Genomic DNA, 20,588 nt, shown 5'->3' with positions numbered 1-20,588 from the left:
GGGTCCGGTCCGCTCAGCCGGTGACCTGGATCCAGCGGGCGACCGACGGGGTGCCGGCGGCGTCCGTCAGGAACAGCATGTACCAGCCCGGCGGCAGCAGGTTGGGGTTCCCGGGGAGGGTGAGCGAGATGCCGTCCGCCGTCCGCCCGGTGATGTCGAGGGCCACCGAGCGCTGTTCGACGTCCGTCACGTGGGTGACCGAACTCGGCCGGATCAGCTTGGCGGTGGCGACGGCCTCCGGCCTGGAGGTGCCGACGCTGACGGTGCCGCCGAGCTTCGCCGCCTGCGGCGCGGTGCCCACTTGCGGGCGGTCGCCGCGGTACAGGTAGGGCGGGGTGTAGATCTCGATGCGCTGCTCGAAGCCACCGGGCTGGGTCTCGGCCTTGTCGGCGAAGAGCGGGTTCGAGCCGAGCACGGCGACCCTGCCGTCGGGCAGCAGCAGCGCCTCGGAGTGGTAGTTGCGGCCGACGGTCGGCTCGGTGGCGGTGGTGAAGCTGTTGGAATCCGGGTGGTACACCTGCGCCTTGAGCAGGTCGCTGTCGCCGCGGCCGCGGTAGCCGCTGGAGCCGCCGGTGGTGAACACGGTGTCGTCCGGGAGGATCACGCTGTTGAGGTAGCGGGTGCCGCCGGCGGGCAGGTCCGGGCCGGGGGTGAAGGCGGGTTCGGCGGCGGCGAGGTCGGCGATGTCGGTGCGCGCCGTGGACAGCGGTGACTCGCCGACGCCACCGCCGCCGAGGACCATCACCTTCTGTGACTGCGCGGGCGGGAGCAACACCGAGGAGGAGGTCTCGGTCAGGCCCGGGTCGCGCAGTCCGGGGACGGCTCGGAAGCTGTTGTTCGACAGGTCCCAGACGCCGGGCTCGCGGCCCTTGTCGGCGGGGCCGTAGCCGCCGTTGGAGCCGGAGTAGAAGAGCTTGCCGGAGGCCGTCAGGAAGATCGCCGGGTAGGTCGGGAAGTAGTGGTCGGGCGCCTTGGCCCAGGTCTTGTTCTTCGGGTCGTAGATCTCGTTGTCGTTGCCGTCGAGGATCCGGCCGGTGTCGTCCAGCCCGGACACGGTGACCACCCGGCCGTCGCCCAGCCCGGTCAGCGTCGGGTACCAGCGGGCGTAGGCCATGTCGGTGACCGGTTCGTACAGTTCGGTGTCCGGGTTGAACTCGAAGGCGGAGCGGATGCCCTGGTACTCCTGCTTGTCCAGGGTCAGCTTGTCGCTCTGGCCGTAGAGGTTGCGGGCGTCGGTGCCGCTCAGGTCCTTGATCCGGTACTGGGCGGGGGAGCCGGCGACGTAGTCGGGGCCGGCGCCGACCGCCTCGACGAACACGTGCTGCTCGCCGGCGGTGACGACGGTCTGCTTGCCGGAGCCGCTCTTGGTCGCGGCCGGGACGGTCACCGGGGCGGTGGTGGCGTACTCGCGGCCGTTCGGGGCGACGAAGACGGTGCCCTTCGGGAAGGTCCGGGCGCGCTCCGGGCTCTCGTTGCGCACCCGCATGACGCCGGCCGCCTTCTTCACCGCGCCCGCCAGCTTCTCGTACCGCTGGGTGCCGCCGGCGACCAGGACCCGGCCGTCCGGCAGCGAGGTGTGCCCGCCGCAGAACATGTCGGCCGGGGTGGGTATCAGTTTGTAGGTGTTCTTGACCGGGTCCCAGAGCAGGCTCTTGAAGGTGCCCGCGTTGAACTGCTTCTCGTCGTTGCCGGAGCCGGCCACGATCAGCACCTTGCCGGTGCGCAGCAGGGTGGCGTGGACGGCGTTGACCCGGAACTCGGCGGGCAGCGTCAGGGTCTGCCAGTGGCCGTACTGCGCCTTGTACTCGGGGCGGTTGATCACGTACTGGTGGTACTGCTGGGTCGCGAAGCCGAGGACGGCCGGCGCGTTCATCCCCGCCACGGTCAGTGCGACGGTGCTGCCGAGGGCGAAGCGCTTGGTGCGGCCGGTCTTGTGGATCCTCACGGTGATTGCTACTCCCTCAGTGGATGGGGGTGCCGCTCTCGTGCTGCGGGGCCCGGACGAACTGTGCGGCGGGGTGCGCGGGTTGCACCGGCTGCTGCGGGCGCTGCGGGTGCTGATCGTCCTGCGGGCGCCGAGCGAGCTGAGCGAGCTGAGCGGGCTGAGCGGGCTGCGGGGCCCGGGGGTCGCGGGCGTGGCGCGGGCGGCGCTTCTCCAGGAGTACCTTCGGGGTCGCCGGGCCGCCCGTGACGGTGAGGGTGGCGGTGGGCCGGGTGCGGCGGCGGCGCACGGTGTCACCGGCCAGGATCAGGAGCGGCAGCAGGGTCAGCGCCAGGGCGATCCAGGCCCAGGCGCGCATCGCGACGTGGTCGTAGCCGGTGACGTACGAGGCGGTGATCGCGCCGCCGAACACCAGCGTCCAGAACAGGTGGAAGCGGAAGGTGCCGAGGCGGTCGGTGCTGGCCGAGCGGCCCTTCGGGGTCACCTCGAAGCGGCTGCGGCGACGCACCAGCGCCTGGAGCAGCGCGGCCGCGTAGATCGGGCCGCAGAGTGCCGACATCACCATGCCGGCGACCCCGGACGAGCCGGCCGGCTCGTGCGGACTCACGTTGTGCTTGCGGTTCCAGGTGTAGAGCAGGAGTTGGAGGGCGGCGGCGTCGCTGTAGAGCATCATCCAGATCTCGGAGGAGACGTGGACGCCCGAGGCGCCGAAGCCCAGGTAGAGCACGCTGGACAGGCCGCCGAGCAGCCAGGTGAGCGCGGCCATCGGGTAGAAGAGCACCATCAGCGAGTAGTTGAGCAGTCGGCCCGGTGAGAGCTGCCAGAGCACCCGCCAGTACCGGGTGAGCAGGGTCTCGTAGGTGCCCCGGCTCCAGCGGAGCTGCTGGGAGAAGAAGTCGGTCCAGGAGGACGGGCCTTCGCCGACCGCGAGCACGTCCGGGGTGTACACGGACTTCCAGCGCTCTCCGCTCTCCGGGTTCCGGCTCCGGTGGAACTCCAGACCGGTCGCCATGTCCTCGGTGATGGAGTCGGACAACCCGCCGATCGACTGGAGCGCGCGGATTCTGACGGCGTTGTTGGTGCCGACGAACATGGGCGAGCCGTAACGGTTTCCGGCGCGCTGGATGAGGGCGTGGAAGAGGTACTGCTGGCTCTCGGAGAATTTGGTGACGGCCGAGCCCGAGCTGCGGTAGTTCCCGTACACCTGGGGGCCGACCACGAATGCCACGTCGGGGTCGCGGAAGTAGCCGAGCATGCGCTCGCAGAAGTCCGGCAGCGGAACGTGGTCGGTGTCGACGGACACCCAGAAGTCGTAGTCGTCGCCGTGTGCCTGGAGCCAGGCGTTGTAGTTGCCGTGCTTGCTCCTGGCGCGGAACCGGCCCTCGGGGCGGTTCCAGTGCGGCCGGCCGGCGCGGGTGAAGTGGCGGACGCCCAGCTCGGCGCAGAGCTCCCGCATTGCAGAATCGTTTCCCTCGTCCAACAACCAGACGTCGTACGGTCCGTCGTGCCGCACGGCGCGGGCGGCGACCAGCGTGGCCCGGACCATCTCGGGCGGCTCCTTGCCCGGCACGCAGGTGGTGAGGAAGGCGACCCGGGTGCCCCGTTCCGGGGTCACGGGAATCGGATCGCGGGCGACGAGGGTGGCGTGGGTGTTGGAGACCACGTTGACCAGCCGGAAGACCTCGACCACGGCGATGATCCCGATCATCACCTTGTCGCCGAGCAGCACCAGGGCGTTCGTCTCGTCCAGCCGCTCCGGCCAGTGCTCCGGCAGCAGGAGCCAGATCAGCAGCACCGCCTCCACCACGGGGGCGGCCGTCAGCAGCAGGGCGGCCCGGATCCGGTGCGGCTCGCGGCGCAGCAGGCTGCGATAGCGGACACGGTAGGGGGCGCGGTACGGGGCGGCGGGGGGCTCAGGCGGCGAAGCGCCTGCTGCGGGCGGGGACGCTCGGCCGGACAGGCGGGCTGTCGCGGGGCTGGGGCGGGCCGGCTCGGGGCGGGCCGGCTCGGGGCGGTAGATCCCGCCGCCGAGGTCGCCGTCATCGTCCGGGTCGTGCGCCGGGCCGGCGAGGCGGCTGAAGTGGCCGTAGTCGTAAGGGGCTTCGGGTACGGATAACTCGCTCAGGGCGGCCCCGTCGAGCTGCCCGGTGCCTCGCCCGCGGGCCGTTCCGATGCCCTTTCGTCGCGAGAACGGCGTGGTCATAGCTGCTCCCCCCGGAGTTCACCTTGCGGTACTGCTCGGCCTCGTCGTGGAGTCGCCGTCCAGACAGAACACGGCCCGGTGAACTGCGGCCTTTCCAGGCAGTTCACCGGGCTGTTCGGCACATGAAGTGTGCGACTGGTTCAGTTGTGCGCCTGCACGGTGACTCGAATGCGGGACCCGGCGAACTCCCCGGCTTCCCCTCCGGGCACTCAGATCCGCTAGGTGGCCAACTCTCCCGGAGCGTCACGGTGTTTGCAACCGTTCCGAGAAACGATCACCACCCAGGCATGAAGACCCCACGGTTCCAGGCCAACCTCGCGCCCTGAAGTGATATGGATACGAATTCCGCCCGGGACCGAGCCTTGTGGCACGCCGGAGCGGTCGCCGGGGTCACCCGGGAGGCAGCAGGGCGGCTCCGGTCGCCGCCCGGACCTCGTCGAACCCGACGCCCGGCGCGGTCTCCAGCACGCACAGCCCCGCCGGGGTCACGTCGATCACCGCGAGATCGGTGACGATCCGGTCCACGACTCCTCGGCCCGTCGCGGGCAGCGACAGCTCGTCGACGATCTTCGGTGAGCCGTCCCTGGCGGTGTGCTCCATCACGACGATCAGCCGACGGGCCCCGTGCACCAGATCCATCGCACCGCCCATGCCCTTGACCATCTTGCCGGGGATCATCCAGTTCGCGAGGTCACCGGCGGCCGACACCTGCATCGCGCCGAGCACCGAGACGTCGATCCGGCCGGCCCGGATCATGCCGAAGGAGAAGGCGGAGTCGAAGTACGAGGCCCCGGGCGCGACCGTCACCGTCTCCTTCCCGGCATTGATCAGGTCCGCGTGCTCGGCGCCCTGCTCCGGGTACGGGCCGACGCCGAGGATGCCGTTCTCGGAGTGCAGCACCACCTCGACGCCCGGCGGGAGGTGGTTGGGGATCAGGGTGGGCAGGCCGATGCCCAGGTTCACGTACTGCCCGTTGCCCAACTCCCGTGCGGCGCGGGCGGCCAGGGCGTTGCGCGGGTCGAGGGCTGTGGCAGTCTTCGTCGCGGCGCCGGCGTCGGGGGTGGCGTCGGGGCCGAGGGTAGCGTCGGCGCCGGGGCCGGGGGTGCTGCTCGGGGCGGACATCGGATCAGGCCTCCTGGAGCGCGGGGCGGACGGTCCGGCGCTCGATGCGGCGGTCCTCGGGGTCGGCGGCCACCACCCGGTCCACGTACACACCGGGCAGGTGCACGGCGTCCGGCGGCAGCTCTCCCGGCTCGACGATCCGGTCCGCCTCGACCAGGGTGATCCGGCCCGCCGCCGCGCAGAGCGGGTTGAAGTTACGGGCGGCCGCGTGGAACACGCAGTTGCCGTGCCGGTCCGCCACCTCGGCGCGGACCAGCGCGAAGTCCGCCCTGATCGCCTCCTCCAGCAGGTACCGGCGGCCGCCGAACTCCCGGACCTCCTTGGGCGGCGAGGCCAGGTCCACCGAACCGTCCGCCGCGTAGCGCCACGGCAGCCCGCCCTCCTCGACCTGGGTGCCGACCCCGGCCGGGGTGAAGAACGCCGGAATGCCGGCGCCGCCCGCCCGCAGCCGTTCGGCCAGCGTGCCCTGCGGGGTCAGCTCCACCTCCAGCTCGCCGGAGAGGTACTGCCTGGCGAACTCCTTGTTCTCCCCGACGTACGACGAGGTCATCCGCGCGATCCGGCCCGCCCGCAGCAGCAGGCCCAGCCCCCAGTCGTCCACCCCGCAGTTGTTCGAGACCACGTGCAGACCGGCCGCGCCGGCGTCCACCAGCGCGCCGATCAGGGTGCTCGGGATGCCGCAGAGGCCGAAGCCACCGACGGCAAGCACGGCGCCGTCGGGGATGTCCCCGACCGCGTCGGCGGGGGAGTCCAGGACCTTGTCCAAGGGATCACCTCGTGAGGGAGTGGGAGGAAGCGGGAGTGGGAGTGGGCGGGAGCCGAAGTGCGCGAGTGGGAGTGGGAGTGGCGGGAGCGTGGGGAGTGGGAACGGAGGAGAGGCGCGGGTGCATCGGCGCGGTGGGCCGGGCCCACCCCTGCCCGGCGGGCTGTCCCGGCTCGACGCCGCCCCTCCACCGTCACCGGGCACGGGCCGACGCGGCCATGGCGGCCACCGCCACGGGTGGGCGCGGACCCGTGTCGGCAGGCCACACCCGGCTGTCCCGGGGGCGTCACCGGACCGGCGGTATGTCGACCAGGGCCACATCCCGCCGGGCCGATGCGTCGCTCGGCCACATGTCGCCGCTCCCACCGCACACCTACGGTTCCGGCATCCACCCCGCCGCACCTCAGGAGTCGGTCACCATGCGCAGCTCGACAGCCCCCACCAGGACCGCCTCCGGCGTAGGCCCGGGCGAGTCCCTGACCGGCGGACCGGCCCGGAAGCTCGCCGTCCTCGCGGCGTGCGTCCTGCTCGCCGCAGGTTGCGCCAAGGCCGGTACCGCCGGGACGAGCGCGGCGGACGGCGGCGGCAAGGGCCCGGTCAAGGTCGGCCTGGTGTACTCCAAGACCGGACCGCTGGCCGCCTACGGCAAGCAGTACCTGGAGGGCTTCAAGGCCGGACTGACCTACGCGACCAAGGGCACCGGCGCGGTCGACGGGCACAGGATCGAGTTCGAGGAACAGGACGACGCGGGCGACCCGGCCAAGGCGGTGTCCGCCGCCAAGGACCTGATCGGCAAGGGCTACAAGGTCCTGGCCGGCTCCACCGCCTCCGGCGTGGCCCTCCAGGTCGGCCCGATCGCCGCCCAGAACAAGGTGCTCTTCATCAGCGGCCCGGCCGCCGCTGACAAGGTCACCGGTCTGAACACGTACACCTTCCGTTCCGGCCGCCAGTCCTACCAGGACATCAGGACCGCGGCCTCGTTCGTCGGTGACGCCAAGGGCAAGAAGGTCACCGTGCTCGCTCAGGACAACGCCTTCGGGCAGGCCAACGTGGCCGCCGTCAAGGCGGTGCTCGGTGCCGAGGGAGCGACGGTCGACCAGGTGCTCGCCCCGCCGAGCGCCACCGACCTCACCCCCTTCGCCACCCAGGCCAAGGCCGCCAAGCCCGACCTGCTGTTCGTCGCATGGGCCGGCGACACCGCCTCGGCCCTGTGGACGGCGCTCAACCAGCAGGACGTGTTCACCGGCACCAAGGTCGTCACCGGCCTCGACCTGGCGGCCTCCTACCCGCTGTTCGGCCCGGCCGGCGAGAAGATCTCCTTCCTGAACCACTACTTCGGGGGTGCCGCCGGCACCTCGGTCGAGAAGGCCATGGACGAGGCCGTGACCGCCGCCGGAGGGAAGACCGACATCTTCACCCCTGACGGCTTCACCGCCGCCCAGATGATCGTGCACGCCGTCGAGGCCAACCACGGCTCCGCCGACGACACGTCGGCCCTGGTCAAGGCGCTGGAGGGCTGGAGCTTCGACGGGGTGAAGGGCAAGACCACGGTCCGCGCCGAGGACCACGCCCTCCTCCAGCCGATGTTCCAGGTCCGGCTGACCGGCACCGGGGCTGCTGCCAAGCCCTCGGTGGAGAAGACGCTGACCGCGGACGAGGCGGCGCCCCCGGTCACCCCGATGGCGGGCTGACCCCGATGCCCGCCCGTACTGCCACCACTCCTTCCACGTCGTCCGTGCGCTCCTCCTCCCCGGTGCTGAGACTGGACGGGCTCGGCTGGTCCGTCCGCGGCGTACCGATCGTCGAGGACGTCTCCTTCTCGGTCGGCGAAGGCGAGTTCATCGCCTTCATCGGGCCCAACGGCGCCGGCAAGACCTCCCTCTTCAACCTGATCTCCGGCATCTACCCGGCGACCCACGGCAGGCTCCACCTCGACGGCGCCGACGTCACGGCCGAGAGCGTGCACGCCAGGGCCCGCCGGGGGCTCGGCCGCACCTTCCAGACCTCCTCCCTCTGGCCGGGCATGACGGTCGCCGACCATGTCCGGCTGGCCGCCCAGGCGGCCGCCGGTCCGCGCGCCTCCTACCGGCTCTGGCGCCGCGCCGACCGCTACGAGGAGCAGCTGGCCGACACCCTGCACCGCACCGAACTCACCCATCGCGCCGACACCCTGGCCGGCGCGCTCTCGCACGGGGAGAAGCGCAAACTGGAGCTGGCCGTCCTGCTGGTCTCCGACCCGCGGCTGATCCTGCTGGACGAGCCGATGGCCGGTGTCAGCGCGGAGGAGGTGCCGGCCCTCACCGAGCTGATCCGTTCCGTGCACCGTGACCTGGGCCGGACCGTCCTGATGGTCGAGCACCACATGGACGTCCTGCTCGGTCTGGCCGACAGGCTTGCGGTCATGCACCACGGCGCCCTGCTCGCCCTGGACACCCCCGAGGCCGTGATGGCCGACCCGACCGTGCAACAGGCCTACCTGGGCGAGGCGTTGTGACCTCCTCTCCGCTCTCCTCGCCGCAGTCGTCCAGTACTCCTCGGCCGTCCTCCTCGTTGCCGTCGGCGGCCGAACCCCTCCTCTCCGTCCGTGATCTGCGGGTGGTCATCGACGGGCTGCACATCCTGCACGGTGTCGACCTCGACGTGGCTCCCGCCGGGGTCACCGCGCTCCTCGGCCGCAACGGCGCCGGCAAGACCACCACCGTCAAGGCCGTCATGGGCTTGGTACCGCGTACGGGCAGCATCCGGCTCGACGGTGCCGAACTCTCCTCCCTTCCCACGCATCTGGTCGTTCGCCATGGCATCGGTTACGCGCCCGAGGACCGGGGGATCTTCGTCGGACTGACGGTCGCCGAGAACCTCCGCCTCGCCGAGCGCGGCGCCCGGGGCGGGGAGAGCGCCGCCGAGCCGAACTACACGCTCGTCCACGAGCTCTTCCCCGAACTGAAGCACCGCGCCGGACAGTTGGCCGGGACGCTCTCCGGTGGCCAGCAGCAGATGGTGGCGATCGGCCGGACGCTGCTCAACCGCAACCGGTTGATCATCGCCGACGAGCCCACCAAGGGCCTGGCGCCGAAGATCGTCGCCGAGGTGGCCGAGGTGCTGGCGCGTGCGGCCGAGGCCGTGCCCGTCCTCCTCGTCGAGCAGAACCTCGCCCTCGTCCGCCGGCTGGCCGGCAGCTGCGCCGTCCTGGCGGACGGTCGTACCGCCCACCGCGGGGACACCGCCGAGCTGTTGGCCGACGAGGAAGCCGCCCGCCGCCTGCTCGGCGTCGGCTCCCGTCACCCGCTCGCCGGCGGGCCCCGGCCCGCCGCCTCCCCGGCCACTCCTGCCGTCACCACGGAGGTGAAGCCCTGATGGACACCGTCGTCCTCCTCTCCTGTACCGGGCTCGGTCTCGGTGCGCTGTACTTCCTGGTCGCCTCCGGTCTGTCGCTGATCTTCGGTCTGATGGACGTGCTCAACTTCGCGCACGGCGCCCTGCTCTCCATCGGCGCGTACGCCACCTGGTGGGCGGGCGCCGAGGCCGGTCTCTCCTTCTGGCTCGCGGTGCCCTTCGGCACCCTGGTCGGGACGGCCGCCGCTGTCCTGCTGGAGCTCTTCCTGATCCGGCCGCTCTACAGCCGCCCGCGCGATCAGATCCTCGCCACCGTCGGGGTCGGGCTCGCCGTGCCCGCCCTGCTCATGGGGATCTGGGGCGCGGACGCCCGCCCCTTCCCCCAGCCGGCCCTGCTGTCCGGCACCTGGCACGTGCTCGGTGCGACCGTCCCGGTCAACCGCTTCGTGCTGGTGGCTGCCGCCGCGCTGCTGTTGCTCACTCTTCGGTTGTTCCTCGCCCGCACCCGCTACGGGCTGGTCGTCCGGGCCGGCGTCGAGGACCGGGCGATGGTCACGGCGCTCGGCATCGACGTCCGGAAGGCGTTCACCCTCGTCTTCGCCATCGGCGGGGCGGCCGCCGCGCTCGGCGGCGCCCTCGGCGGCCTCTACTTCGGTTCGGTCAATCCCGGCCAGGGGACCGGCCTGCTCATCTTCGCCTTCGTCGTCGTGGTCATGGGCGGCATGGGATCCGTGACCGGGGCCGCCGCCGCCTCGGTGGGCGTCGGCCTCGTCCAGCAGTTCGCCAACTACTACACCGGCGCCGGGCTCGGCGACCTCTCGGTCGTCGTCCTGCTCGCCGTGCTGCTTCTGGTCCGACCCCGTGGACTCACCGGGAGGCTCGCGTGACCGCCGAAACCCCGATCACGAGCACCGGAGGCCCCGCGGCCCACCGCAGCGCCGCCGCGACAGGGGGGACTGACACCAGCCCTGCCGTGACCGCCGTGCCGACAGAGGGGACTGACACCAGCTCCGCCGACACCGCCACTGTGGCAAGGGGGACTGACACCAGCCTTGCCGAGAACCATTGTGAACACACTCGCGAGCCCGGCGCCATCCCTCGAACAGGTGATTCAGTCACTAATCGCTGGACAGTGGTGCACAGAGCGCTACGCTGGTGGCCGATCGCCCTGCTGATCACGCTCCTTGTCGCCCCATACAGTGCGCTTCCCCTCCCGGGACTGCTCGACGGGCCGCTCGGCAGCCCCGGAAGCCTCCAACTCCTCGCCCTGTGCCTGCTCTACGGGGCTCTCGCCACCGGCTACGACCTCCTGCTCGGCCGTACCGGACTCCTCTCCTTCGGCCACGCGCTCTACTTCGCGACCGGCCTCTACGCCACCGACCTCGGCATGCTGGAGCTGCAACTGCCCTTCGCCGCCGCCGCGGTGTTCGGCGTCGCCTGCACCGTACTGCTGGCCCTGCTGCTCGGCTCGGTGAGCCTGCGCGTCACCGGCATCGGCTTCTCCATGGTCACCCTCGCCTTCGCCCAGGCCGGCTCCATCCTCGTCCAGCGGAACCCCGGTGGCGTCACGGGCGGCGAGGAGGGTCGCTCCGCCCCGGCCGATCTGCTGCCCTCCGGCCTGCTGGGGATCGAGAACACCGCCAACCTCTACTGGATCGCCGTCGGCTACCTGGTGCTGACGGTCGCCGCGGTGCACTGGGTCGTCAACTCGCCGATCGGTCGGGTCTGGGAGGGCATCAAGGAGAACGAGCGCCGGGTCGAGGTGCTCGGACTGCGGCCCTACGGGTACAAGTTGGTCGCCTTCGTGCTGGCCGGCGCGCTCGCCGGGCTGGGCGGGGTGGTCTATCTGCTGCTGACCGGCGGCGCCACCCCGCAGGCCGCCTCCTCGGACGCCACGCTCGCCCTCCTGGTCATGGTCGTCCTCGGCGGGTCCGGAACCCGCTGGGGTCCACTGCTCGGCGGTGTCCTGTACACCTGGGCGAGCCACCGGCTCGGCGACCTCGCCAACTCCACAGCCGTTGCGGACCTGCCCGCGGCGCTGCGCGTGCCGCTCTCCCAACCCCTGTTCCTGCTGGGCGCGTTGTTCGTCGCCGTGGTCTACCTGCTGCCCGGTGGCCTGGCTAGACTGCCCGCCCGTATCCGCGCCGCCCGATCCGCCCGGTCGGCCCGGACGCCGGCCGGCGTCCGGACCGACCGCCCCACCGGAGGTACCCCCGCGTGAGCCAGTCACCGCTGAAACCCGAGGAGTTGACCGTTCCCGTGCCCGGCGGGGACCTGACCGTCCTGCGCTGGCCCGCCGAGGAGTCCGGGGCGCCGACGGTCGTGGCGGTGCACGGGATCACCGCCAACGGCCTCGCTTGGTACGAGGTCGCCCGCCGGCTTGCCGGGCGGGTCACCCTGCTCGCGCCCGACCTGCGGGGCCGCGGCGCCAGCCGCTCGGTCGCCGGACCGTACGGGCTGGCCCGGCACGCCGACGACGTGGCCGCGCTGATCACCGCCCTCGACGCGGGGCCCGCCGTGGTCGTCGGCCACTCGATGGGGGCCTGGGTCGCCGCCCTGGCCGCTGTGCGGCACCCCGGACTCGTCCGCCGGGTCCTGCTGGTGGACGGTGCGGTGACCTTCCCGCTGCCGGAGGGCGTCCGCGAGGAGGACGCCCTGGCCGCGGTGCTCGGGCCCGCACTGGCCCGGTTGTCCATGACCTTCCCGGACCACGAGGCCTACCGGGAGTTCTGGCGCCGACACCCGGCCTTCGATGGTGCATGGTCCGAGGGGATCGACGCCTACACCCAGCGCGACCTCGTCGGCACGGTGCCCGAACTGCGCTCCTCCTGCGTGCTGGAGGCCGTGCAGACCGACGGCACCCAGGTGCTCCTGGACCGGGAGGCGGCCGCCGCCGTGCACCGGCTGCCCTGCCCGGCCGAACTGCTCTGGGCGGAACGCGGCCTGCTCGACGAGCCGCAGGGCCTCTACGACCACCAGCGGATCGGGCTGGCCGGGCTGGACCCGGACCGCGTTCCGGCCTCGCCGGTGCCGGACACCAACCACTACTCGATCCTCTGGGGCGAGGATGGGGCCGACCGCATCGTCCGCAGCCTGCTCGCGAACACCCCCGCCGCGGGGTAGCCCCCGCCCGGCCCGACCCGGGACAGCAGCGGCCGGCGGGTCCGAACACCCGTCGGCCGCAACGCCCCCGACGGACTCTCTTCCCGTCGGTCCTGTCTATGGCGGTCCTGACCCCGGCGGTCCTGCTGCCCGCCGTCCCGCTCCCGGCGCTCCTGCTCCCGGCCGTACCCCGCCGGCGCGTCAGCCGGCGGTGCCGAGGAAGCCCTCCCAGCCGCCCGCCGGCGCCTGGCCGACGTTGAGCGAGCGCAGCTTGCGCAGGGTGGACTGGTCCTGCACCTCCAGCCACTCGACCAGCTGCTTGAAGGAGACCAGCCGGACGTCCGGCTTGCCCGCGATCTCCTTGAGCGCCTGCTCGACGGCGTCCATGTAGATGCCGCCGTTCCACTGCTCGAAGTGGTTGCCGATGAAGAACGGTGCGCGGTTGCTGTTGTAGGCGCGCTCGAAGCCCGCCAGGTAGGAGCCGGCGGCCTGGGTGCGCCAGTCGTTGTAGCTGGCCGGGTCGCCCTTGGTGCTGCCCTTGGACTGGTTGGCGAGGATGTTGTAGTCCATCGACAGGACCTGGAAGGTGTGCCCGGGGAACGGTATGGACTGCAGCGGGAAGTCCCAGACCTTGCCGTCCTGCACCTTCTGCGGCCATATCTGGAGGCCGCCCGATGAGCTGGCGTCGTACTTCCAGCCGAGCTTGGCGATGGTCGGCAGCAGCGCTTTCTGCCCCTCCAGGCACGGAGTGCGGCCGCCGATGAGCTCCTTCTTGTAGTCGAAGGGGAGCGGATCGACGTCCGTGAAGCCGGTGTTGGTCCGCCACTGGGTGACGAAACCGATGGCCTGGTCGATCTCGCTCTGCCAGTCCTCCGGGGTCCACATGTTGACCCCGTTCTTGTCCGGGCGGCTGGAGCAGAAGTGCCCGTTGAAGTGGGTGCCTATCTCGTGTCCGGCCAGCCAGGCCTGGCTGATGAGCTTGAGCGTGCTCTTCACCGCGCCGTCCGACAGGTACGGGATGTCCGAGGCGCCGACCGAGTGCTTCGGCGGGTGGTACAGGTCGGCCTTGCCCTTGGGCAGGGCGTAGATCCCGGAGAGGAAGAAGGTCATCGTGGCCTTGTACTGCTCCGCCAGCTTCAGGAAGCGGGGGAACTGCCCGTCCTCGGTGCCGCCGGCACCGTCCCAGGAGAAGACCACGAACTGCGGCGGTCGCTCGCCCGGCTTGAGCTTCTCGGGCTTGGGCTGGTTGGGCTGCGGGCCGGTGTCGGCATTGGAGCCGTCGCCGATCGGGGTGCCCTTGGGCACCACCGGCTGGGCCTGACCGCCGGTGCCACCGCCCTGGGTGGCACTCGCGCCGCCAGAGCCGGGAGAGGTGGAGCCTTGACCCGACCCGGATCCGCCGCTGGAGCAGGCCGAGACCGCGCCGAGGGCCGCGGTCGCAGCGGTTGCACTGAGCACCGTCCTGCGCGAGATGCTGGTCATGGTCTCCCCTGGGTGCCGATACCGGTGGTGAGGACGGTCCGCAGCCGCACCGGTCAAATCGGGCAATTGATGATTATTCCGGCGCTAGCATGTCATGTCGCCGCGGCGGCTTCCAAGGCCGCCGGGCTCCGATGACTCTCAACACGTCGGGTGCATCCGGCTGGGCTGCAGGGATTCGGTATCTGTTGCCGTCCTGTGACGCTTCGCACTTCTCGCGGCCCGCGCAGTACGGTACCGCCGGTCCGTCCTGGATTGGTGGCGGTTCGTCAGCGTTCGGCCCGTTTGATCGCCCTTTTGGGAAAATTTTTGCCCCTTGATGGGCGGCGCGACCCCAGGACAGGTAGGGCGCCAAGGCAGGCAGGGCCTCAACCCGGGCAGGGCCTCAACCCGGGCAGGCCCCAAGGCAGGCCGAAGGTCGCCGGGGCGGCGAGAGTCGGCCGTCCCGGGGGCCGATCAGAGCGCGGCGAGCCGTCGGTTGCGGCGCACGATCCGCGCGATCGCGGTGCTGATGGCGGTGGCCGCCGCGCAGGAGACCACGAGGCTCAGCCAGGCGGTGTTGAACCAGTGGCTGTTCAGCCAGCCCAACGTGACGATGTAGGCGGCCCAGATCAGCGCGGCCAGCGCCGACCAGTGCAGGAAACGGTGCGGATGGGCGGGGGAGTGGCCGATGGCCACATCGAGGACGGTCCGCCCGGCCGGGACGAACCGCGCGATCACCACCATCGCGGCGGCCGCGCCGTGCGGGCGTTCGATCAGGGCCTCCTGGACCCGGACCACGCTGGCCGCCAGTTTGGGGCGCCGGGCGAGCCGGCGGTGCAGCATCGGGGCACCCCGCCGTGCCAGGTGGAGCAGCAGCAGATCGCCCAGGAAGGAGGCCACCGCCACGCCCAGGCCGAGCAGCAGCGGGGCCCCGTTGATCTGTGCCGTCTTGAGCACGGCCAGGATGACCAGCGTCCCGCTGGGGATGAAGGGGAGGAGGGCGTCGCCGAGCACGGCGAACAGAGCCAGGGCGCAGATCCACGAGGATCCGATCGCCGCCACGAAGTTCAAGGCCCTTACTCCCTCCACGCCGCCCGAGCGAGCAGGTGGCTGTAGGGGTCAACGCTAGCGCCTCGACTTTTCATGGCATGAAGCACCCCGGTATGCCACAGATCACGACCACCGGTTCCGGCCGCTCCGCAAGGTGTCGGGCCGCACGTGCGGAGTCGTGGAGGAGGGGGCGCCTCCGTCGGGGAATGCCGCCACGAACCGAACGAGCCCCCGGGGCGGGGTGCCGCGCCGAGGGCTCGCAGTGATCGTCCGGAGCTGGTCCAGCCCGACGATCTTGCTGGTGGAGTGCGGATCCCGCTCAGCGATCCGCTCCTGATCACCAGCCTGCCGGATGTCGGCCCCGGTCGCGAGCCCTGGCCCTGGCGACTTCCGGCGCTGGCGTGAAGTCGCCAGCCGTGTCCGTCCGCTGGCTCTCCGTCAGCCGAGCGGCTGGTCGATGGCCCCCGGAGGAATGGCCGAAACGCGCTCGGACCGGGGGCGAACGGTACCCGGCCCACGGGAACAGTGAGCCGTCGGTCGTGGTTGACGCCGGTCGGCAGCAGCGACCGCCGGGCCGTCCGGGACCGGCGCGTCGCCACACGGAGGCCGGCTCAAGGACAGCCAGGAGGGCGGACGGCATGACCACCGAGGACCAGCAGGAGCACGGGACCGAGCCGGTGGCCGGCGCGGCGATCCAGGGCACCGCCCGCGGCACGGCGCCCGCTCCGCTCTCGATCCTCGACCTGGCGACCGTCGGCGCCGGCTACACGCCCGCCGAGGCCCTGGCGGCCACCACGGCGCTGGCCCGCAAGGCCGAGCAGTGGGGCTACCACCGCTTCTGGGTGGCCGAGCACCACGGCATGCCCGGCGTCGCCAGCTCGACCCCGGCCGTCCTGCTCGCCCACCTCGGCGCCAACACCACGACGCTCCGGCTCGGTTCGGGCGGCGTGATGCTCCCCAACCACGCCCCGCTGGCCATCGCCGAGCAGTTCGGCCTGCTGGAGGCCCTGCACCCCGGCCGGATCGACCTCGGGCTCGGTCGCGCCCCCGGCACCGATCCGGCCACCGCCCGCGCGCTGCGCCGCGGCCACGCCGACGGCGCGGACGCCTTCCCCCAGCAGCTCGCCGAGCTGACCCACTTCCTCGACGGCGACTTCCCCGCCGGGCACCCGTACGCCCAGCTCACCGCCGTCCCCCGGGGGGAGGGGCGCCCGCCGGTCTGGCTGCTCGGGTCCTCCGGCTTCAGCGCCCAGCTCGCGGGCCGCCTCGGCCTCCCGTTCGCCTTCGCCCACCACTTCAGCAGCGCCAACACGCTCCCGGCCCTGGACCTCTACCGGTCGTCCTTCCGTCCGTCCGCCGTGCTCACCGAGCCGTACGCCCTGATCGGCGTGAGCGCGGTCGCCGCCGACGACGAGCCCTCGGCCCGTCGCCTGGCCCGCTCCGCCGCGCTCGGCATGCTCCGGCTGCGGCGCGGCAACCCCGGCCCGATCCCCACCCCGGAGGAGGCCGAGCAGTACCCGTACAGCCCGGTCGAGGCGGACTTCATCGACAGCTGGCTCGACAACGTCGTGCTCGGCGACCCGGGTCGGGTCGCCGACGGACTGGAGGCCCTGCGCAAGCGGACGGGGGTGGACGAGCTGATGGTCACCTCGCACATCCACGGCCATGAGGCCCGCCTCCGCTCGTACGGCCTGATCGCCGAGGCGTACGGCCTGACCTCCGAGGCCTGACCACCGAGGCCTTTCGGTAGAGGCCTGACCACCGAGGCCTGACCACCGAGGCCTGACCACCGAGGCTTGACCACCGAGGCTTGACCGCCGAGGCCTGCCGCGGTGGTCAGGCCCGCTCGCAGGGCACGGCCTGACCACCGGGCCCTGCTTCCGGCGGCGCACGGCCGGGCCCCCTCGGGCAGCGGACACCGGCCCCCGGCGTCCCGGCCTCGGTCCACCATGCCTCCCCGAGGCCCGCCTTCCCGCGCTCCGCCTCCGGCTGCCGTTACCGCCCGTCCAGGGCGGGGCGGCCGTCGCGGAGTATGGCCGCGACCAGCGCGGCCTCCCCCGGTCGGGCGAAGTACCAGCCCTGGGCGGTGTCGCAGCCGGTGAGCCGCAGCCGCTCGGCCTGGGCTGCGCTCTCGATGCCCTCGGCGGTGACGGTCAGGCCGAGGGTGTGGGCCAGTTGCACCATCGCGCCGACGATCTGCTCGTCGGCGTCGCTGCGGCGGGTGCCGAGCTCGGCGAGGCCGGGGCGGTCGGCGGGGGCCGGATCGCGGAAGCCCTCGATGAAGGTGCCGTCCAGCTTCAGCACATGCACGGGCAGCCTGGAGAGGTAGGCCAGGTTGGAGTAGCCCGTGCCGAAGTCGTCGATCGCGATCCGCACACCCATGTCCGCGAGGGCCTGCAGGGCCTGCAGCGGGCGTCCGCCGGGGCCGAGCAGGGCGCTCTCGGTGATCTCCAGCTGGAGCAGCCGGGCGGGCAGGCCGGTGTGTTCGAGGGCGCGGGCGACGTCGGCGACGACGTCGGAGTCCCAGATCTGGCGGGCGGCCAGGTTGACGCTCACGAAGGTCTCGGTGTCCGGGAACTCGCTGAGCCACTGGCGGGCCTGGCGGCAGGACTCCTCCAGTACCCACTTCCCGAGCGGAACGATCGCGCCGGACTCCTCGGCGAGCGGGATGAACCGGTCCGGGGAGAGTGTCCCGTAGCGGGGGTGGCGCCAGCGGACCAGGGCCTCGGCGCCGTGCACCGCGCCGTCGGCCAGGCCGACCAGCGGCTGGTACTCGATGGTGAACTCGCCGCGTTCCAGGGCCGGTCGCAGCGCGGTGGCGAGCAGCTGGCGGGTGAGCTGGTGGGCGCCGCGGTCCGGGTCGTAGAGGGTCCAGCGGGCGCGGCCGTCGGCCTTGGACCAGTAGAGGGTGGCGTCGGCGTCCTTGACCAGGTCGGTCGGGGTGGTCTCGTGCACGGACCGTTCGACCACGCCCACGCTGGCGGTGATCACCAGCCGGTGCCCGGCGACGTCGAAGGGACGTTCCAGCACTTCCAGGATCCGGCCGGCCAGCTCGGTCAGCTGCTCGCTGCCCAGACTGTCGGTGACCAGGACGGCGAACTCGTCACCGCCCATCCGGGCCACCAGATGGGTGTCGTACCCGTCGAACCCGCGCCGCAGCCTGGTGGCGACGGCGATCAGCAGCTGGTCGCCGATGTGGTGGCCGAGGGCTTCGTTGATCGCCGCGAAGCCGTCGAGGTCCAGGTAGCAGACGCCGACCCGACGGCCTTCGTCGGCGGTCGCGCCCGGAGCGGGCTCCCCGGCCGTCGTGAGGCAGGCGGCGTCGAGCCGTTCGAAGAAGTAGGCCCGGTTGGGCAGCCGGGTCAACGGGTCGTGCAGCGCCTGGTACTCCAGTCGGTCGCCGAGCCGGCGCTGCTCGGAGATGTCCTCCACCAGCGCGAGGGTGTAGAGGGGCTCCCCGGCGCCGTCCCGGATCAGCGAGACGGTGACCTTGCTCCAGACCTCGTGGCCCTCGCGGTGCTTGAGCTGTTTCTCCACGCGGAACCGTTCCCGCTCCCCGTGGACGAGTTCGGAGAACAGCCTGGCCGGCATGCCCTCCGGGTCGATGATCTCGTGCAGGTGGGTGCGGACCAGCTCGCCGACGCCCCGTCCGATCAGTGTGGCGAAGGCGGGGTTGACCTCGATGATCCGGTCCTCGGGGTCGATCAGGGCCATCCCGATGACCGCGTCGCAGAAGGCGGCCCGGAAGCGGGACTCGCTGGCCCGCAGCGCGGCCAGCAGCCGGTCGGTGCCGCCGTCCGCCCGTCCGGTCCCGTCGGCGGCGGCCCGGTGCGTGCCGTCGGTGAGCGGGGTCGAGCAGGTGGGGCAGAGCAGCACCTCGGGTTCCTCCAGCGTCCGGCAGGCACCGGGAGCGGAGGCGGGTCCGGTGGACGGCCTGGCGGCGGATCCGGCGGCGGGTCCCATCGTCGGCCCCACGGCCGTTCCCACTGCAGCCCCCACTGCAGCCCCCGCTGCGGGCCCGGTTGCGGCTCCGGCGACGGCTCCGGCCGCGGTGCCGGGGACCGGCGCGGAAGCCGGGTCGAGGAACGGCGCGGCGAGGTGGCGGTGGTGTGGTGATTCCTCGTGCCGCACGCCCGGGTGGTGTGCGTCGGCCCCCTCGTTCTGGCCCGGCACGGCATGCTCCCGTCCGCTGCTGACGCTTGACGATGGTCCGGCCGGTCAGTCGGGATCCCGGCGGCCGGCTCCGCACTCTGTCGCGGTCCTCGGAGTCGGTCCGCTGCGGGGCGCCCGCCGTGGGGCGCTGTCGCGCGGGGACCCGCGTGAAGAACAGGGCGCTTCGGCCGATCATAGGCCGCGACGACAACGCGCGGTGACCGCCGCGAGGGTGATTCGCCCGCTTTGTGATCATGGGTGGCGGTACGTGCAGACGCCCCTGGTGCACATCACATGATGTGCACCAGGGGCGCGTGCGCCGAAGTCGCGCCCCTGGGCGCCGGTTGCGCGCCGGGGTGGGACCGGGGCGGGCGGAAGTGGCGGAGGAAGCCGCCGGGCCGTCAGGCCAGCTTCGCCGTGAGGGTGATGGTGGTGCCGGTCAGGGCCTGGCTGACCGGGCAGTTGGCCTTGGCGTCCTCGGCGGCCTTGACGAAGCCCGCCTCGTCCAGGCCCGGCACGTCGCCCGTGACGGTCAGATGGATGCCGGTGATGCCCTCGCCCGGCTGGAAGGTGACGTCGGCCTGGGTGTCCAGGGTGCGGGGCGGGCTTCCGGCGCCGGCCAGGCCGTGCGAGAGGGCCATCGAGAAGCACGCCGAGTGGGCGGCCGCGATGAGCTCCTCCGGGCTGGTCATGCCGTTGGGCTGCTCGGCGCGGGCCGGCCAGGACACCGGGTACGTGCCGATCCCGGACGAGACGAAGGTCGTCTGGCCCTTTCCTTGGAGGAGGTTGCCCTCCCAGGCCGTACGAGCGGTGCGAGTGGTTGCCACGATCGGTACCTCCACTACTGGGGGACTGCTCAGCGGTCACTTCCGGTCATGCACGCACCAGCGTACGGGGAGCCCGGCGTCCGGCCCGGCGTGTCACGCCGCGTCGGGACGGGCCGGACGGTGCGGGTCGCAGAGGGTGTTCCGGGGTTCCGGACGGCTGTCCGGATCGTGGACGGATCCGCTCAGCGGTGCGGGGCGTGAGCGGGTGCCCTGTTAGATTTGCCCGGGCCCGAGCCCGGCCGCCGTACGGTCGGGCGCCCACTCAGACACCGGGAGCCGCCCCGATGACGGACCACTCCACGACCCCCGACGCCGGCCTGCACGAGGGGATCGACGACGCCGTACGGGCTGAGCTGACCAGCCTGCGCGAGAGCATCGACAACATCGACGCCGCAGTGGTCCACATGCTGGCCGAGCGCTTCAAGGCGACCCAGCGGGTCGGCCGGCTCAAGGCCGAGCACAAGCTGCCGCCGGCCGATCCGGCGCGCGAGCGCGACCAGATCAAGCGGCTCCGCGAGCTGGCCGCCGGCGCGAAGCTGGACCCGGTCTTCGCTGAGAAGTTCCTGAACTTCATCATCGCCGAGGTCATCCGGCACCACGAGGCCATCGCCCGCGCCTGAAGGGGGAGCTCCG

Annotated in this window: 16 protein-coding genes; 8 read left to right on the top strand and 8 right to left on the bottom strand. The window is 72.1% G+C overall.

Annotation, left to right across the window (positions count from 1 at the left end; all coding sequences use genetic code 11):
- Positions 1-13 precede the first annotated feature (13 nt).
- The 4 genes from glxA to ABTY56_RS13015 all read right to left on the bottom strand — a co-directional run bounded on the left by glxA (position 14) and on the right by ABTY56_RS13015 (position 6,033).
- On the bottom strand, positions 14-1,945 hold the full coding sequence (gene glxA, locus ABTY56_RS13030; RefSeq protein ID WP_502893096.1) for a radical copper oxidase GlxA: 1,932 nt from the start codon (positions 1,943-1,945) through the stop codon (positions 14-16).
- A gap of 16 nt (positions 1,946-1,961) precedes the next feature.
- The gene (locus ABTY56_RS13025) at positions 1,962-4,145 is read right to left on the bottom strand and encodes a glycosyltransferase family 2 protein (protein ID WP_350628781.1); all 2,184 of its coding nucleotides are present in this window, start codon (positions 4,143-4,145) and stop codon (positions 1,962-1,964) included.
- Positions 4,146-4,535: 390 nt separating this feature from the next.
- On the bottom strand, positions 4,536-5,267 hold the full coding sequence (locus tag ABTY56_RS13020) for a 3-oxoacid CoA-transferase subunit B (RefSeq protein ID WP_350628779.1): 732 nt from the start codon (positions 5,265-5,267) through the stop codon (positions 4,536-4,538).
- Positions 5,268-5,271: 4 nt separating this feature from the next.
- Positions 5,272-6,033, bottom strand: a complete 762-nt coding sequence (locus tag ABTY56_RS13015) for a CoA transferase subunit A (protein ID WP_350628777.1) — start codon at positions 6,031-6,033, stop codon at positions 5,272-5,274.
- A gap of 416 nt (positions 6,034-6,449) precedes the next feature.
- Between ABTY56_RS13015 and ABTY56_RS13010 the strand changes: the two genes are divergently transcribed.
- The 6 genes from ABTY56_RS13010 to ABTY56_RS12985 all read left to right on the top strand — a co-directional run bounded on the left by ABTY56_RS13010 (position 6,450) and on the right by ABTY56_RS12985 (position 12,486).
- Positions 6,450-7,721: a substrate-binding domain-containing protein gene (locus tag ABTY56_RS13010; protein ID WP_350628775.1), complete on the top strand. Its 1,272-nt coding sequence runs from the start codon at positions 6,450-6,452 to the stop codon at positions 7,719-7,721.
- 5 nt (positions 7,722-7,726) lie between these two features.
- Positions 7,727-8,524, top strand: coding sequence for an ABC transporter ATP-binding protein (locus ABTY56_RS13005; RefSeq protein ID WP_350628773.1), 798 nt, complete (start codon positions 7,727-7,729; stop codon positions 8,522-8,524).
- Between the two features lie 56 nt (positions 8,525-8,580).
- Positions 8,581-9,384, top strand: coding sequence for an ABC transporter ATP-binding protein (locus ABTY56_RS13000; protein WP_350628886.1), 804 nt, complete (start codon positions 8,581-8,583; stop codon positions 9,382-9,384).
- Positions 9,384-10,250 carry a branched-chain amino acid ABC transporter permease gene (locus tag ABTY56_RS12995; RefSeq protein WP_350628771.1) on the top strand — a complete coding sequence of 289 codons (867 nt, stop codon included), beginning with the start codon at positions 9,384-9,386 and terminating at the stop codon, positions 10,248-10,250. Before ABTY56_RS13000 ends, ABTY56_RS12995 begins: the two co-directional genes overlap by 1 nt.
- Positions 10,251-10,498: 248 nt before the next feature.
- Positions 10,499-11,584: a branched-chain amino acid ABC transporter permease gene (locus ABTY56_RS12990; RefSeq protein WP_350628769.1), complete on the top strand. Its 1,086-nt coding sequence runs from the start codon at positions 10,499-10,501 to the stop codon at positions 11,582-11,584.
- Positions 11,581-12,486 (top strand): alpha/beta fold hydrolase, encoded by a 906-nt coding sequence (locus ABTY56_RS12985; protein WP_350628767.1) that lies wholly within the window; start codon positions 11,581-11,583, stop codon positions 12,484-12,486. Before ABTY56_RS12990 ends, ABTY56_RS12985 begins: the two co-directional genes overlap by 4 nt.
- A 180-nt stretch (positions 12,487-12,666) precedes the next feature.
- Here ABTY56_RS12985 and ABTY56_RS12980 read toward each other — a convergent pair whose 3' ends face one another.
- Together ABTY56_RS12980 and ABTY56_RS12975 are read right to left on the bottom strand one after the other, a co-directional pair.
- Positions 12,667-13,947, bottom strand: coding sequence for a polysaccharide deacetylase family protein (locus ABTY56_RS12980; protein WP_350628766.1), 1,281 nt, complete (start codon positions 13,945-13,947; stop codon positions 12,667-12,669).
- 453 nt (positions 13,948-14,400) lie between these two features.
- On the bottom strand, positions 14,401-14,988 hold the full coding sequence (locus ABTY56_RS12975; RefSeq protein ID WP_350628885.1) for a DedA family protein: 588 nt from the start codon (positions 14,986-14,988) through the stop codon (positions 14,401-14,403).
- 626 nt (positions 14,989-15,614) lie between these two features.
- Between ABTY56_RS12975 and ABTY56_RS12970 the strand changes: the two genes are divergently transcribed.
- A complete protein-coding gene (locus tag ABTY56_RS12970) occupies positions 15,615-16,706 on the top strand; it encodes an LLM class flavin-dependent oxidoreductase (protein WP_350628764.1) in 1,092 nt (363 codons plus the stop codon).
- Positions 16,707-16,971: 265 nt separating this feature from the next.
- Here ABTY56_RS12970 and ABTY56_RS12965 read toward each other — a convergent pair whose 3' ends face one another.
- Together ABTY56_RS12965 and ABTY56_RS12960 are read right to left on the bottom strand one after the other, a co-directional pair.
- Complete coding sequence (locus ABTY56_RS12965) at positions 16,972-18,939, bottom strand: putative bifunctional diguanylate cyclase/phosphodiesterase (protein WP_350628762.1); 1,968 nt, start codon at positions 18,937-18,939, stop codon at positions 16,972-16,974.
- 590 nt (positions 18,940-19,529) lie between these two features.
- Positions 19,530-19,955: an OsmC family protein gene (locus tag ABTY56_RS12960; protein ID WP_350628760.1), complete on the bottom strand. Its 426-nt coding sequence runs from the start codon at positions 19,953-19,955 to the stop codon at positions 19,530-19,532.
- 284 nt (positions 19,956-20,239) lie between these two features.
- On the opposite strand from ABTY56_RS12960, the gene ABTY56_RS12955 reads away from it, so the two are divergent.
- Positions 20,240-20,575 carry a chorismate mutase gene (locus ABTY56_RS12955; RefSeq protein ID WP_350628758.1) on the top strand — a complete coding sequence of 112 codons (336 nt, stop codon included), beginning with the start codon at positions 20,240-20,242 and terminating at the stop codon, positions 20,573-20,575.
- Positions 20,576-20,588 lie beyond the last annotated feature (13 nt).

This window comes from Kitasatospora sp. NPDC097691 (assembly GCF_040302665.1).
Classification (GTDB): domain Bacteria; phylum Actinomycetota; class Actinomycetes; order Streptomycetales; family Streptomycetaceae; genus Kitasatospora.
Note: the sequence above shows the minus strand (reverse complement) of the source record. Positions and strands in the feature narration are given on the sequence as shown.